We start from the raw sequence: 16,681 nt of genomic DNA, 5'->3' as shown, positions 1-16,681 counted from the left end.
GATTTTGTTGAAATCCATTACGGAAATTATATTTAAAATTATCCCCAAATCAATGCAGTTTATAACGACTCTGGCATGTAAACATGCCAGACAAAGTTTCAATAAAATCAACATTAAATTTTAAAATATAAGATTTTATTATAATTTCCTATGGATTATAAGAAGTTTAAATTCTAGAAGTTATATGGAAGGGCAGGTTGAAAATTTGGCTGAAAAAACTCCACCAAAGTCATTACAAAGTTGTTATAACTACTTCAGATTCTATTCATAAAAAGCCGGGCAATCAATTAAAAGATTGATTACCCGGCTTTATTAACTCTAACGCTATATCTCACCTTTTAAATATTTATTTCTTTCCTCTTTATCAAATTTTTCTATTGCATATCTCAACATAGTTCTTGGCATTTTTTTATAATATCTTTTTAAAAATTCTACTTCAACTTCTTTATCTCTATTACCTATCTCTCTTAACATCCAACCTACAGCCTTATGAATTAAATCATGCTTATGGTCTAATAGTAATTTTGAAATTTTTAATGTGTCTTCATATTCCCCATTCTTAATGAAATAGTAAGTAGTAACAATCGAAATCCTCTGTTTCCAGAGATGATCTGTTTTTGCAAAATCATATAGTAAAGCCTTATCTTTATCTATTAAATATGGACCTAAAATTTTATAAGCTGTTGAATCAACCAAATCCCAATTATTTACTCTATTAATATTTTTTATATAGAAATCCACTATTTCTTTTTTCCCTGTGTTATCACTTTTCTCAAATTTATGAACTAATATAAACAATGCCGTTAATCTATATTCATGTATATCTTCATTTAATAGCTTCTGTATTTCATTCAAAGATAAATCTTTAAACTTTTTTGCTATTTTTCTTTGATTTGGCACAGCTACTCCTATAAATTTATCCCCTTCGCCATATCCCCCTGGGAAAGCTTTAAAAAAATTGGGTAGATACTTTGCTTTTTCTTCATCAATATACTTTGACAACTCATTTTTAATAGCTTTAACTCTATCCATATAATCCTCCTATTTATAACATATTTTTACCTATCTACATAAAATACAAATCATTAATATTACCTATATTCTAGATTTGATACCTAATACCTTTAACAACTCAAGTAATCTGCATATCTTATCACTCAAACCTTACATAATATAATTGCTAACCTAGTCCAGTTATAAAGAAAATTTTATGTATTATTTCCATAACAATCAATTCTTATAATTAATGAATTTTTAATTAAAGTATTGATTTAACTTGATCTCATCTAATTTTTATATTATTACATTTATTAATTTAAGTTTAATAAAGTGAAGGTATAATAATTACTAATAAGGGTATTTTGTTAGATAGTAAGATTTTTGTAATTTCTTGTTTAATTTTGGAGGTTATAGAAATATGAATAAAATCATCAATAGAACAAAATCTTCAATTAAAATAATTAATAAATTAAAGAAGATTTTGCCTATATCCATAAACAGAAATTATATTTTAAATTATCCAAAATTCAATAAGGTTATAACGACTCTGGCATGTAAACATGCCAGACAAAGTTTCAATAAAATCAACATTAATTTTTTTAATATAAGATTTTATTATAATTTCCTATGGATTATAAAACATAAGCCTATTTTATTGCTTTTAATATTAATGATTATACTTCAACTTATTTCATGCCAAAACAAAAATATTTTAAAACAGCAAAATGATATTGAGCAAAAACAAAACAATATAGATAATGATGACAACGAAATAACCAATAGCGAAAAATTTCAAGAACTAAAAAAACTGCTTCCTGAAAGAGAAAATTATAGATGGGTATACAGTGGATTTGCAGAATATGGCCATCAAATGGTCTTAAAGGACATTATAAACTTGAATAACAAAATTATTTATTCTGTAAAAGGTAATGTATTTGATGTTTCAAATGGAGAAGCTAAAGGAAATTTTGGTCTAGAAATAATATATACTATTGAAGAGGGAAAGCTGATTCAGAGAAAAACAGGAGAAAAAATAATGGATTCTATATTTAATGAGTTGATACTCATTAAAACACCTCTTGAAAAAGGTAATGAATGGAATCAAAAATTAAAGGATAAAGAGGGTAATCTACATCACCTAAAGTGTTATATCGAAAATATCAATGAAGAAAAAGGAGTCAAAACATACTCTGTAATATATAAAGATTTAGATAGTAATTACTATGAAAAAAGAGAAATACAAGAGGGAGTAGGTATAGTAACTTTCGAAAGACCGTATAACCAAAATGAAGATTCTTTTACAATAGGATATTCGTTATATAAGAAAGCTAGTGGATATGTGAATTACTTAGAAATGAAAAAATATCTCCCTCCTTTGGAAAAAATATTAATATACCATGGACTAGCTGAATACGGACATTCTGGAGTACTAAGAAAGGTTTCAGAAGATGCAGAAAAAGCTGTATATGAGTTTTCTGGAAGTTTTGAAGACGGCACAGGATTAGGTGGTCAATTTAGAGTTTCATATATATTTAACTTTCAAGATGGTACAATTACCGAAAAAGTCACAGAAAACACACGGACTAACAAAAGAACAGTTAATTCAATTCTAAAAGATTTAATAATTCTTAAGTTACCTATAGAAACTGGGAACAGATGGACTCAGCCTGTAGAAATTAATGGCAAAATATATAGAATGGAAGCAAGAATAATAAGTATTTCTTACGAAAACCAACCTTATTATCCAATTGAAAAGATTGATATGAATAATCCTACAGTAAAGGTAAGATATATTGTAAAAGGCATAAAAGGTTATTTTAACAATACATACATTGAAGAAAGGAAATTTCAACTTGGTAGAGGAATGATAGCCTTCTCAAATCTAATGAAAGGAGACCTACGCCTATCAGGAAAAGAACTAGACGATATTTATAAAGTAAATAGGGAAATATCAAATAATATGTTTGGATATAGTTTATCTTTTATAGAGTAAACCATAAGAGATAAAATTTAAAATAGAGATGAATATTTCATCTCTATTTTAAATTTAACTTAAGCAATAGCCGTAACTTCATTTGTTTCATCATATTTTCCAATGTAATCTTTTCTGATTTTATATAGTATAATCAAAATAAATGCAATACTGATTACTGAAGTAATAATAATACCAACTGTACTATTCTCAACTAATGGCAATATAAAGTTCACAACATAATTAGCAGAGTTAAAAGTTATGTGTATAATAATTGGTGCCCATATTGACTTTACCCAATGATAAGTTAATGCCAATATAATCCCTAATACAAACGTATATAATCCTTGTATTAAATTAAAATGAGTTAATCCAAACAAAATAGCTTGTATAATTATAGCTACCCATATATTAATATCTTCAACCAATCTTTTATATATTAACCCTCTATATAGAATTTCTTCAAAAATAGGTACCAAAATCCCAATTATTAAAAGAACAGTTATAATATTACCATCCATTAAAAAACCTACATTTTCAGCATAATTAGAAAAAACTTCTTGAATATCTGATGAATTCATAAATGTTTTACTCGTTTGAATTAACATAAGTATTAAACTGATAAAAATATTTAACAAAAATCCAATAAGCACGGCGAATGTAGTATTTTTAAAGCTAATTGGTGTAAAATCACAGTTTCTAATTTTATCTTTCATCTTACTATATCCAATAAAGAATATTAGTGTAGAAATCACTATTCCTAAAAGCATTGCATATTGAATATTTGCATTGATCATCTGTTGTAAAAAAGCTGGATCTTGAGCTTTTTCAATATTATTAAGTGCAATAACCACCCCTAATACAGCTCCTGCAATAAATTGAGGTATAACATATAAACTTATTAATAATAAAACACTGCCAAACATTCTTAAATATTTTTTCATTTAATTGACCCCCAAACATAATAAAATGGTAAAATATTAAACTTAATCTATATTCTATTAAAAATATATATCAAATGTCAATTTTTTAAAAAACAAAATTTTCGATTTAAATAAATTAAGGAAGATTTTGTTGAAATCCATAAACAGAAATTATATTTAAAATTATCCACAGTTTAACAAGAAGTATAATTTTCTATGGATTATAAAAAAATAGCTCATCTGAACAGATAAAACCAGATGAGCTGTTTTAAGCAAAATTCAACTTTCCTTAATGAAATGGTTTAATTATTCTGGTGCGCCCTGAGGGACTCGAACCCCCGACCAACTGATTCGAAGTCACAACAAATTGATGACATGCCTGAATCCCAGTTATTTAGCCATTTTACAAAAATTTTGTTTGTATAGTCCACCTGATTTTAATCATATACACTCACAAATTAACACACTTCTATTAAAATGTCAATTTACATATCCATTTAATCCATTTAGTTTTCAAAACAATATTTCATTTTATTTTTCTGCATATATCTATACTAATTTCTATTAGTAGTTAAACACAATTATTCAATATTGTCATTCAGGCTATATATCAATATTTTTTAAATTAAATATTTCTTATAAGCGTCTCTTATTCAAAAATTTTTTAAACAACAAATTAAGTTTTTTATCTTATCCCGACTTTTTAAAAACTTTTTAACCTTTCTTATTTAACTATAACGTTCTTTTACCAACCTAACAACCCCATCAATTGCTAATAAAGTAAAATTCCCCTGCCATTAAACAGGAGAAATCTATACTTATGCACTGACTTTTTATTACTGATATTTTAAATAATTTTTTATTCCTTTATAATCTTCAAATATTAAATATGCAATTAATGCTGTGAATGGTATTAAATAATATTTTTCTAGTAAAGGAACATTTAAGTATATTCCTGCTTTATACATCAAATAAAATACAACTAGTCCAGCAATATTTGCAATTAAAAGACTTGCTATTCTTTTTAGCATTTTTATCCCTCCTATTTAAATAGGTTTTTTCTCAATTTTTATTAATGTATTTTTATACTAACACAAAAAAATCATTTTGTGTTTAACATTGGACTTTTTTAATATAACTGTAATAATCTGTAAACAAAACTTTTAAACATAATTTTTTTAAAAAACAGCATAAAAATTTGAAAATACATATAAATGTGTTTATAATGCTGGAAATTAAATGGAGGTGATCTACATGATACAACTAGAAGTTCTTAAACTAGAAATAAATTATTTCTTGCATATCATTAAAAATAATTTTGGATATGAAGACAAATCTCTTGCTAAAGAAGCGATGAACTTGTTAATTAACCACTTTCTATTTGGACACAATAAAGAAATTTGTTCATCATATATTAGCAGAATTAATTACTATATCAGTATAATAGAAAAACTAGATAATATTGAATACAATAATTTAAAATTCAATATCCCAAATATTATAAAATTATTAAACACAATAAAGTTAGAACTTTCATAAAAAAAGGTTCCCTTTGTTTGCAGCAAAGGGAACCTTTTAATTATTTTGTTATTTTATTATTTTTAAAATTCTTCTTTTAGTCGCATATTCTATTTTATTATCTTCATATTTATATACACTGTCAGATATTTTATCAATTTCTTGTATCATTTTTATTAATTCATTTAAATAATCTATATATTTGTCATTATTCTCTGCAACTACTAAAGTACCATTAAAAGGTATTGCAAATAAAAAACTCTTTCCAACCTTCCTATAAATCTGTTTTATAAAGTTTTTTGATAAAATCATTGAGCTCCCTAGATCTGTTGTAAAGCCTAATGTGTAAACTGATAATTCTTCATCTAATTTTACTAAGACATTATATATTTTGTTTATATTATTTATTGCTGATTTTTTTAATAATTCTATATCTACATTATCATGTTTAGTCACAAATCTGTAAATATCCCCCATGTCTACTGCATATAAAATATCTAAATCATCTGTAAATTCTTCTCTTATAAAATTTATTTCTTTATCTGATCCAAAATCTTTAGGTTTTATAATTGGAAAAACTTTATTATAATTCACCTTAAATCTCGTCTCTTCTATAATTTCTTTTACAGCATTTAAGCAGTGTTTTTTGACTGTATTATAGTTGTTTTTTGATTTCCCATACAATTTATACATATCTTTAGTATCAATTATAACTTCTAGTGTTCCAAATTCAAAAGTAATGAGTTCTTTATTTAGTTCAGCATTTTCATATACTTTTTTTATATCATTTAATAATTTAAATTTAAATTGTTCTTTATCAAGTTTCAATTTAATTCCTCCTTATATGCCTTAATATCAATTTCTAAACTAGATGCATTTTAATTAAAAAGTATTTATGTTTTCAAGTATTTATTTAAAAAAAATAAAAATTTGACTTGAAACTTAATTGTAAGATTATATAAAAATTAGAAAAACATAATAAGGAGGTATATCAATGTTATTATTTAAATCTTTAAGAAGGTTAATAGTATGTAATATTATACTTGCTTTACTTAATATTATAATTGAAAATAGTTTTGTAAAAATAGTTATAACAACATACATAATAGCCTCATTTATTCAACTATTTAATTTTGTCAACACAATTGAAAAAAAGTTTTTTTATAAAGATAATGTCAATTCTTAAAACAACCTTTTATTGATATTATTTTTTATATTTTAATATAAAAATTTGACTTTTAATTTTTTTATAATTAAAATACCCTCAACCGCTCAAATATATAGAAAAATTCCCTTTGTACTAACCCAAAGGGAATTTCTTATTATCTATTTTAAAATTCTGTTTTGGCTTAGCATATCAAATGTCACTGTATTTACATCTGTAAACTCTATTTGATATCTTCTTCTCATCTAATGTTGTCTTAATCAATAATTGTAGTAATTCAATATATTTATAACTATCTTTAGCAATTGTTAAATTTATGAAAATATAGTAAACAAAAACTCTTTCCTAATTTTTTATAAACCTGTTTCATAAACTTGTCTGACAATAACATTGAAACCCCTAAATTGGATGTAAACCCTAGTATATAAACCTATAATTTTTATCTAATTCTACTAGAACATTATAGATTTTATTGATATTATTCTTTGTTGCTTTTTTAGTTCTTTTCTTTTATATCTATATTATCATGTTTGGTTATAAACCTGTAAATATTCCCTATATTTACTACATATAAAATATCTAAATCATTCGTAAATTCTTCTCTTATAAAACCTATATCTTCATCTACTGTAAAATCCTTAGATTCTATTATAGGAAAACTTTATCAAGTTTCAATTCAATTCTTCCTATATGCCTTAATAACATCAATTTCCAAACTTGATAGATTCTAATTAAAAAATATTTATATTTTCAAGTATTTATTTATAAAAAAATAAAAATTTAACTTGAAATTTAATTGTAAGATTATATAAAAATTAGAAAAACAATAAGGAGGAATTAAAAAATGATAGGCAATTATTTAAGAATTATTTTTACATGTTTGGCTATTTACTGTGTTGCATTCAATCTTTTAATGTTTATTGTAGAAGATTATATGACTGAAAAAGTAAAAAAAATAATTAAAAGGATTTATTTTTCGGCATGGCTAGTACCTACAGGTATTTACATTTATATACTATCAAATAGCACTTATGCAGAACATTATTTTTTTAGAAACCTCTTTGCAGGTATAATACTCCATGTCATGATGGCGTATTTTGGCTATCGTGCTACATTAGAATAATATTTAATTAATAAAAAAATAATTAAATCTAATAATATAATTTGAAAATATACTAATATTTTTTGGCAAAATACCCTTTTAAATAGATATGGGCAGTTTAAAACTGCCCATATCTATTTACTAATCAATCTTATAATTTAAGTTCTCTACATTTTAAATTAGTAAACTATATTTCTAGCCCCAGTTTATTTCAGGATTTTTAACTTTAAACTCCACTAATTTACTAAGGCCTTCAATAAAAAATTTTTCTATTGCTTTTATATGATCTTCCTCTATCATAAATTCAATTAATGGTTTTTCACAGTATAGAAATCCCCATTCATTTTCATCTTCCAAATAAGCAATTTCAAATTCTGGATTTTTGCCAATGAATTCTTTTGCAGCCTTTAATATCACGTTTCTTTGCTGATTTTTAGGTGAAACCTCTAAAGCAACACTACATAAAGGATATATTTCATCGGTCAACTGAATTCCTACATATATACCTAAGTTCCCTTTTGATAATGATACAGATTTTACATATCTATCATGATATCTAAGTTGTGTAAATCTATTACTTATTTGAAATGGTCGCCCAAAATTATTATTGAATATTTCATCAATTTTACCATCTAATATTTCATCAATCATTTGGAATAACCTTCTGCTGTTTTGAAGTGCATAGATATCTTGAGGTAAAAACTTTCTTGACTTATCCATTCCCATCTCCTCCATATATTCTAATAAACAATCTTTTAACATATTGTTAAATGGTATTTCTCTTAACCACTCATAAACTTGATACCATCTATACTGCAAAAACTCACATGTTTTACCATTCGTAAAAATATTTTTTTCATTTTTAGGATCAAAACTTTCTGTTAAATATAAAAGATAAGTCTCAGCAAAATATTCATTCTTTATTCTACCAAGGTGTTCAGCATATCTTTGCAACTGCTTGTCCCCTTCTATTGCTGACAACTTAGATTCAACAAAAATTGTATAAATTTTTGTTGATTTTCTATCTTTAAATTGAATAACTATATCAGGTCTACTGTCCATATTATGATTGACAAGTTTGCTATATGTTTTTTGGGTTTCTATATTTACTTGTCTCAACTCTATAATGCTTAATCCAATAAATTTCTCAACAAAATCAATAAGTATATTTCTATCTTTTAATACTTCTGCAAATATTTCTGAAAGGTAATCCTCTCTTACATTTGAAGAAGAACTTTTAAGTAAATCATATAATCTTCCAAACAGACTCATAACTTCAACTCCAAACATTAACTATAAAATATTTTTAACACCTCAATTAATTTTGGCTGACCTTATTATACTATATTTCCCTATTTCTAAAATATCTGAAGATTGCCTATTGTTTAGATGAAACTCATAATTTTCTTTCGTTTGCTCATTTGGAATAATCTTATATGCCATATAGTAAGACTCTAGACATTTATTATAATCAATGCTTATATAATACGTTCCTCTTGTTTGATAATAATGACATAAATGCCATTTATGAACTTTACTTAATTCAAAATCATTAGCATCTTCTAAAATTCTTTCTACTTTATCAATATATCTCTTTGCATTTTCATCATCATTTCTTAATAAATACGATTCAATTAATTCTGTATAACACTGAATTCTCAAACTTATATCTTCTAATAGATTACTTGATAAAATAAAAAATTCAATTGCTTGATTAAGATTTCCTAACATTCTCTCAATTATCGCTAAATTGAAACAGCACTGTTCTAAATATTTCTTTTTATTTTTTACAATATAAAAATATTCTTTCGCTTCTCTTATATATTCTTCTATAAACGCAAAGCCATCTTGTCTTATAATAATAGATTGATTAAACTTACTAAGGCCCATATTAAATATTGCTTCAATAAAATTTTCATCAATATCTTTAGCATTTTTAAATTGCTGAAATGCTTCAGCATATCTCTTCGTATTTAAAAGACTGTCTCCATAATAAAAATATAAATACTTCTTCATTTTATCGGTATATTTATTTAATTGACCATTTGTGAAAATTCTAGTTTCGTAAATTTGAATTGCTTTATCATACTCTTTTTCCTTATAAAGAGAATTAGCATAAAAGTAATTAAAAATATGATTGTCTTTTAAAATATCATTATATTTTTTTAGAATATTTAATGCATTTCTATATGCTTCATGTGAGTACCATTCAAATGCAAGTTCTAAATCATATTTAATCTTGTCTGTAATGCCAATTGATATAGATTGCTGTAATAGATTATCTAATTCTTCATTTTTATGAACTAATTTTTTTAGTTTTTCATGTTCAAGTAACAATCTATTATATTCTTGCTGAGCCTTTGTAAATTCTTTTTTATAATACTCTCTCTCATTAATGATATTTTCTAACACTCTTTTATCGTTTTTGAGTTCTTCTATTTCTTCTCTAATAGTATCAAGTTGTATTTTATTATATTCCCTAAATCCATATTCATTATTAATAATTTCTATTTTAACTTTGTTCTGAATAAACTTATAAAATAACTTTGTATAATTAATTATTTCTTCTTCATTAAGATATCTATCTTTTGCTTCAAACATAACAATTCCATTGTTTATTAAAGTATTTACAAATATCTCTTGTCTATCTTTTTCATTTAATGAATGAAATTTTGTAATAATAAATAAATTCTGTATTTTCTCCTTAAATAATTTCTGATCAAAATAAATTTTTATATCGTAAATATGCATCATGTCTTTTTTGGCTTTTTTTGCAGATTTGATATAAATCTTTAATAACACATCATTTATTTTTATATTCTTCTTAACTATATACTTAACCCCATCAACAAAAATCGTTTCCCACATTGTTATCGCCTCTTATTATTCTATCATTAAAAATTTAATAAAAAAATTGACAATTATTATACGACTAAAATCGCATTTTTTTACGCACTATGTATATTTAAATTCTAATCTAAAATATATTCATCTTTATCAACCAAATGTATCATGGCCCAAAGTGGTGAATAAATACGCCTCTTAATTACTTTTTCAATTTCTTTTCTAAAATTTTCAACATTATAATCATAAATATTTGGTTTTTCTAGTAGGATTTTTACCACTTCTTCTATTTCATCTTTTTTTATTTCATCTTCCGTTCCTTTTTCTCTTAAAATTCTTACTCCTTTTTCTGTACTTTCGACAAGTTCAAATTTATTTCTTTTTCCTTGTGCAAATCCTTGTTCGCTTAGTTTTTGTAATATTTTTTCTACAATATAATTTTGTTTATTATTCATAATTATCACCTCTATTTCAATAGATAATTTACTTAAACTTTTTTAAACTAACAGCATATTGAATATATTTAATATATTAACCTTCTTATCAGATAATTTATAAATACTTATATAATCCTTTATCGTTACATTTAACTCTTTATTTGCACCATACTTTTCTTAATAATAGCACATTTATCAATCTATACTTTTTGTCATATAGGTATCCTAGTGCTATTTATTTGATAATATTCATAATATTATTGATCAAAATCTTCATTTTATAAACTTAGATTATAATCACTACCCAAACACCTTATCATAAAATTTCTTGCTTATTTATATGGGTAATCCTTTCTCTTAAATTTCTGTAATTTCTAAAGTTATAAACACAAAAACTACTCTATATAAATCTCTTAATTTAAAAATTTGTTCTACTATGATTTCACTTTAAATACTACTATGTTATCACTTTTAAAATGTTTCTTTTCTTCTTTTGTCGGTTTCCTAAAACATTCATCACTAATTCTATAAGGTATATGTTTTTCTAATAAAGAGTCTTTTTCTTTTGAATATCTTATTAATATGAATATACTGTATAATTTTTATTTGAATACTTATTATTTAACTGCGAAAATTACTGCTCATTCTTTTCATAATATTACAATCAAAACTCTTTAAAATTTTACATATTTTTCGTTTTCAATGTTATATCTACTGTTAAAAAATTATATACTTTGATACTTGGAAAATAGATTATCAACTATCAATCTTTTTGTTATCGAATTTGTAATAAAAAATACTAAAATATTTATTTCAAAAGTATTACTAATCGTTTAATAATATTTTTAATCTTTCTAATAAAGGACTTAGTTTTTCTGGAAATTCTTTAACATTACTAACTAAAAACTCACACAATTCTACTTTTTTTAAATCATCATCTTCTTGTATTATACCTTTTTCTCTTAAATATTTTTTAGCAAATCTTCCCCAACACATTTTAGAATAATGTTCTTTTTGAGACTTAAACTTATCCATATCTTCAATTGTAATAGAATTTCCATTATATATTTTTCTTAAACCTTCAACTAATAAATTTACATCAAAAACATCTTCAAAAGCAATATCTTTTTTTCTACTATCTTTATTACATAAACTAATTATATTCTCTAGAGGTATTATACTATTATCTCTTAACTTCTTATAGGCTTGATCCCCTTGATTATCACCATCTAATAAAACAACTATTTTAGTAGGTAAATCCTTAACATAATCTAATATATAAGGTATATTACTTGCACCATTACAATCAATAAAATTTATATCTGATATTTTAATATCTGTAAATTTTTCTAACAGTCTAGGTATAAATAACTTCTCACATATTCCTTCAACAAGAACTGTAACTTTACCAATTATCAATGAATCACTTGGTAACATTCCTAAAGCATATCTTAGTTTTTTCCAATTTTCATTATAAGGCTTATGATTTATTAATGTTCTTCCTCTTTCGCTTTTCTCAAACAACAAAATTTTATTATTACTTCCTTCGTTAACTATTACTGGAGAATGAGTAGTAATAATAAAATAAATATCCTTGTATTCTTTAGTTATGTCATTAACTAATTTTACAAAATCTCTCTGTGCTTGTGGATGCATCATTCTTTCTGGTTCTTCAATCATAATAATATTTCTTTTATTATTCTTACTTTTTACTACTTTAATAATACTCATTAAATAATATAAAAAAGTTTGAAAGCCAGTACCCCTGTCACATAAATTAACCCTAATTCTATTTTTATCCCTCGCATGACACACAAATTTACCTTCTGTTTCATTAACTAGAAAAATTTCACTTTGTTTATCTGAATTCCAATACTTAAGTATATATTCGTTTATTAAATATTCATAGTTAGAATTTATATTTTGTTGATCAATTAAAATTTTCAGAATTTCACTTTGGATATCATCCCAAACATTAAATAAATCAAAAGACTTATATAATTTAGCAATATCAATATAGTATATTTCTGGAATAACATCCTCTGCCACTTTATCCACTTTATTTTTCAGATTATTTAGGTTTATTTTTTGATCCTCTGTATAACACCAATAATTATCATTTTCTTTACTTATATACTTTAATTTTAGATTATTATTGTTTAGAATCTTTTTTATTTTATTACTTTCAGTAATATTTAGATTAAATGAAACACATGTTTTTTTATTGTTATCGGACATAAATATCGGCCTATCACTTTCTTTTAAGGTTTGTTTAACATTAAAAAAGTAATATAATGCTCTAAATAAATTACTTTTTCCACTATCATTTTTACCTACAATAATAGTTACATTATCAAGAGCAAGAGTAACATCTTCAAAAGATCTGAAGTTCTGTATACTTAAATTAATCATAATATCCCCCTTTCTCAAACTATATTTTTTCTTTTTTGACATCAATTGTTATTTTTCCTTCTTATTTTTTCTTATTCTATAAAATTTTTCAACATAACTACAATTCTTTTTCCAATTTGCTATCTCTCGAAAAATTTTTATTCCCTCAAAAGTAGATATCTAGCAATTGTAAAATTTATACATTAAAAAATAATGCTAAAAAATTGGAAACAAAACTTTTTTGCCTACATTTTTATTAAATTATATATACATAAAACTAAATTTTTCTTGAAACTAATTTAAATAAATTTATATACTTCCAAAAAAATATGGAGGTATATTAGATATGAAAAAAAGGGATTTGTATATGGACAAGTATTATTTAGATGAGTTTAAAAAATATATGCAAAATCTTGATAAGACAGAATTAACTATTAATACTTATATTAATAATATCATTAGTTTTATAGAATGGTTTAATGATTCAAATTCAGACCCATTTGATCCAAAAATTGTTACAACAATAGACATACGAGATTTTAAATCATACCTAATCAATATAAAAAATGCAAAAGCAAATACAGTAAATTTAAAAATTATGAGCCTAAAGAATTATTTTTCTTTCCTCTATTCATACAACTATATTAAAGAAGATATATCAAAAAATATAAAGAAAGTAAAAATTCAAAATATTCCAGAGCCTAAATGGATTAATGAAAAAACTTTCAGGAAATTAAGAAGAGAAATATATAGAAGTGGCTATAAACATCATATTGTAATGATTGAATTATTCAGACATGCACTTAGAATTTCAGAAATTATAAATTTAAAAATTGATAATATCATACTTCGTGAAAAAGGTTCTTGTCTGTTAATTTATGGAAAACACAGTAAATATAGAAAAGTTCCTATAAACTCTGATTGTAAAAAAGCCATACAAGATTATTTAAAAATAAGAGAAAAAATAAAAACTAATTATAACAATCTTCTATTATCAGAAAGAAAAAAACCTTATACCAGATCAGCAATTTGGAAAATTATAAATAAATACAGCAAACGACTAGGTATCCATATTTCTCCTCACCAACTAAGGCACTACGCTATTAAAAAAATGGTAGATGAAGGAGTTCCTTTAACTGTTGTTGCAGATTTGGTTGGTCATTCAGGAACTCAATTGATTTCTCAAGTTTACGCAGTACCATCTGATGAAGATAAAGAAAAGGCTGTAGAAAAATTGTAATTTAACAAAAAAATAATAGTTACACTAGTTATAAGTAACTAGTGTAACTATTATAACTATTTTATAATAAGTAATACTATAATATTTTATATTTAGAAAAACTTATTTATATAAAATTACTAATATCGACTCTTTCTTTTAGTTTTTCAATATCTAATATATATGCCTTTGCTATATTTACTTTATCTCCTCTAATAAACCTAACTGTTTTATAGTCTACAAAATATTCTTTTAACCTTAGTTGTTTTGTAAATTCTCTTGATGATAGAAGGTCAAAATCCTTTAAATTCTGATCTTTAATATGTTTTAAGAACTTACCATAGAAGTTTTTAATATGAAGTGCTAACTCTGAGCCATTATTAATTATTTGATAATCTATTCCATGTTTTAATTTGCCTAATTCAGCCATATCATTAAATAATTCTATTGACTTGTCAATTACTCCTTTTGTAGAATTTCCACCTTCAAGCACAACTTCTAATACATTGTTATATATCGCATTAAATAGTTCCTCTATTGAATATCCTGTGGCACAATTAAAATCTAATTGTAGTAAAGTAAATACATCTTTTAGAAGTTCAATTCCCAACATACAGTTGCTTATTGAATTTTTTACTCTATCTGGCACTTCATGACTTATTTTTTGTTCCCAATATTCTTTACGCTGTAATAATGTATATGAATCAATATTAAGTGCTTGTTCTAATAAACTTCTTCCTAGTTTATTTAAGATTTGACTATTCCTTTTCAAAAATCTAAAACTACGTTGTTTTTCTACATCTTTAATTTTTGACTTTGAAAATAATAATGATAAACTTCTTTCAACAATTGCAGTTTCATCTGTACCCATTTCCCCTACTAATATAATTGGAGATAGTGGCTTATACTCAACTAATTCTTGCTTAGCAGTTCCTCTAAATGCTGAAGTTGTATCCCAACTGCTTCTCAAAAGTGCAGAAATTTCATTGATTTGATTATTCTTTAACTTTGATGTTTTATATTCCTCTATTATAAATGGGATTGTATTGCTACTTGTAGACATTTTAGCATTTACAAATCTGGTACACTGATCTGCACTAGTTGATGTAGTAGTACCAAAGATTTTCATAACTATATGCCTAATAGTATCAGTTTTACCTGAACCAGCCTCACCAGTTATCAATAAATGGTTAAGTTTTATTTCCTGTGCATCCCATAATTTTTGCTTTAAAAAACAACTTGAACAGAATCCTAAAATAGTTGAAGTTATACTAATATCATTAAAGTTAAATAAGTGTTTTGATATTTTTTGTAATTCTTCTTTAGATATTGAATCAATATCACAAAGATTTGTATCAATCATTTTGTATTGTTCTAATAAAGTAATGTTATTTATTTTGTTGCCATATTTATCAATACAGCCATTCTCAGAGACAAAAATATATTCATTACCATTTTTTATAAATCCAATGTATTTTACCCCTTTAATTACCTTGTAAGTTTTATTTGCTATTATGTTTTTTATATCTTCTAGATTATCATTATTCCCCTTAAATATTAATCCAAAGCAATTTTGATTTAATATACTTTTAAATCTTGAAACAGATGAAAAATCTGAAGTTCTCAATATCTTAGTAAAAACTTTATTGTTGGTAGTATGAAATTGTACTTTAAACTCTGCTATATTTTCTCCCTCGATAAGTTCTACAGGTTTTATAACGAAATTGCTAATTACTTTAATCCCACTTGAAGATCTATATAAATATTGATTATTTTCTTCATAAACATTTGAAAAGCCAAATACATCATTAATGTTATTATTTTCTATGATTGGATCTGTCAAAACATTTTCTTTAACATCTCTAACATGGCTTAATTTCTCTCTGTTAAAAGATTTTTTATATTTATTTAAGTCAATTATTTTCTTCATAATAACTCTCCTCCCATAGTAAATTTTTATATGTTTTATGTGTTTTTTCTTTTATTTCTTATAGATCTGGAGCCTTATTTTATAGCCCCTATGTATTTTTATCTAAGAGGAGAGTAATGTTCTTACAAAACATCCTTCTCGGTAAAGCGACTCCTATACTTATCAGTCGGCCTCTACCAAT

14 protein-coding genes are annotated in these 16,681 nt (G+C 24.3%); 5 read left to right on the top strand and 9 right to left on the bottom strand.

The features are described from left to right. Positions 1–324 precede the first annotated feature (324 nt). Entirely contained in the window at positions 325–1,032 is a 708-nt protein-coding gene (locus tag BFN48_RS04860; protein ID WP_069649785.1) for a DNA alkylation repair protein, read from the bottom strand. A gap of 637 nt (positions 1,033–1,669) precedes the next feature. Between BFN48_RS04860 and BFN48_RS04855 the strand changes: the two genes are divergently transcribed. After that, positions 1,670–2,992 (top strand): hypothetical protein, encoded by a 1,323-nt coding sequence (locus BFN48_RS04855; RefSeq protein WP_176718818.1) that lies wholly within the window; start codon positions 1,670–1,672, stop codon positions 2,990–2,992. 59 nt (positions 2,993–3,051) lie between these two features. On the opposite strand, the gene BFN48_RS04850 is transcribed toward BFN48_RS04855, so the two are convergent. After that, entirely contained in the window at positions 3,052–3,915 is an 864-nt protein-coding gene (locus BFN48_RS04850) for a CPBP family intramembrane glutamic endopeptidase (RefSeq protein ID WP_069649783.1), read from the bottom strand. Positions 3,916–4,730: 815 nt separating this feature from the next. Next, on the bottom strand, positions 4,731–4,925 hold the full coding sequence (locus BFN48_RS04845; protein ID WP_069649782.1) for a hypothetical protein: 195 nt from the start codon (positions 4,923–4,925) through the stop codon (positions 4,731–4,733). A gap of 223 nt (positions 4,926–5,148) precedes the next feature. Between BFN48_RS04845 and BFN48_RS04840 the strand changes: the two genes are divergently transcribed. Then, positions 5,149–5,433 (top strand): hypothetical protein, encoded by a 285-nt coding sequence (locus tag BFN48_RS04840; RefSeq protein WP_069649781.1) that lies wholly within the window; start codon positions 5,149–5,151, stop codon positions 5,431–5,433. A gap of 48 nt (positions 5,434–5,481) precedes the next feature. On the opposite strand, the gene BFN48_RS04835 is transcribed toward BFN48_RS04840, so the two are convergent. Further along, positions 5,482–6,240, bottom strand: coding sequence for a DUF1444 family protein (locus BFN48_RS04835; protein WP_069649780.1), 759 nt, complete (start codon positions 6,238–6,240; stop codon positions 5,482–5,484). A gap of 166 nt (positions 6,241–6,406) precedes the next feature. Between BFN48_RS04835 and BFN48_RS04830 the strand changes: the two genes are divergently transcribed. Together BFN48_RS04830 and BFN48_RS04825 are read left to right on the top strand one after the other, a co-directional pair. Further along, positions 6,407–6,598 (top strand): hypothetical protein, encoded by a 192-nt coding sequence (locus tag BFN48_RS04830; protein WP_069649779.1) that lies wholly within the window; start codon positions 6,407–6,409, stop codon positions 6,596–6,598. An 823-nt stretch (positions 6,599–7,421) separates the two neighbouring features. Beyond that, positions 7,422–7,700 (top strand): hypothetical protein, encoded by a 279-nt coding sequence (locus BFN48_RS04825; RefSeq protein WP_069649778.1) that lies wholly within the window; start codon positions 7,422–7,424, stop codon positions 7,698–7,700. Positions 7,701–7,874: 174 nt separating this feature from the next. On the opposite strand, the gene BFN48_RS04820 is transcribed toward BFN48_RS04825, so the two are convergent. The 4 genes from BFN48_RS04820 to BFN48_RS04805 form a co-directional block, all read right to left on the bottom strand. Then, positions 7,875–8,951 (bottom strand): PD-(D/E)XK nuclease family protein, encoded by a 1,077-nt coding sequence (locus BFN48_RS04820; protein WP_176718817.1) that lies wholly within the window; start codon positions 8,949–8,951, stop codon positions 7,875–7,877. Between the two features lie 42 nt (positions 8,952–8,993). Further along, positions 8,994–10,547, bottom strand: coding sequence for a tetratricopeptide repeat protein (locus BFN48_RS04815; protein ID WP_069649776.1), 1,554 nt, complete (start codon positions 10,545–10,547; stop codon positions 8,994–8,996). A 104-nt stretch (positions 10,548–10,651) separates the two neighbouring features. After that, complete coding sequence (locus tag BFN48_RS04810) at positions 10,652–10,978, bottom strand: hypothetical protein (protein ID WP_069649775.1); 327 nt, start codon at positions 10,976–10,978, stop codon at positions 10,652–10,654. An 807-nt stretch (positions 10,979–11,785) separates the two neighbouring features. After that, entirely contained in the window at positions 11,786–13,372 is a 1,587-nt protein-coding gene (locus tag BFN48_RS04805; protein ID WP_069649774.1) for an ATP-dependent nuclease, read from the bottom strand. Positions 13,373–13,697: 325 nt separating this feature from the next. Between BFN48_RS04805 and BFN48_RS04800 the strand changes: the two genes are divergently transcribed. Continuing rightward, the gene (locus BFN48_RS04800; RefSeq protein WP_069649773.1) at positions 13,698–14,591 is read left to right on the top strand and encodes a tyrosine-type recombinase/integrase; all 894 of its coding nucleotides are present in this window, start codon (positions 13,698–13,700) and stop codon (positions 14,589–14,591) included. Positions 14,592–14,697: 106 nt separating this feature from the next. Here the strand turns inward: BFN48_RS04800 and BFN48_RS04795 are convergent, their stop codons facing one another. Beyond that, complete coding sequence (locus tag BFN48_RS04795) at positions 14,698–16,500, bottom strand: hypothetical protein (RefSeq protein ID WP_069649772.1); 1,803 nt, start codon at positions 16,498–16,500, stop codon at positions 14,698–14,700. Between the last annotated feature and the right edge of the window lie 181 nt (positions 16,501–16,681).

It is taken from the genome of Caloranaerobacter ferrireducens (genome assembly GCF_001730685.1).
Classification (GTDB): Bacteria; Bacillota; Clostridia; order Tissierellales; family Thermohalobacteraceae; genus Caloranaerobacter; species Caloranaerobacter ferrireducens.
Note: the sequence above shows the minus strand (reverse complement) of the source record. Positions and strands in the feature narration are given on the sequence as shown.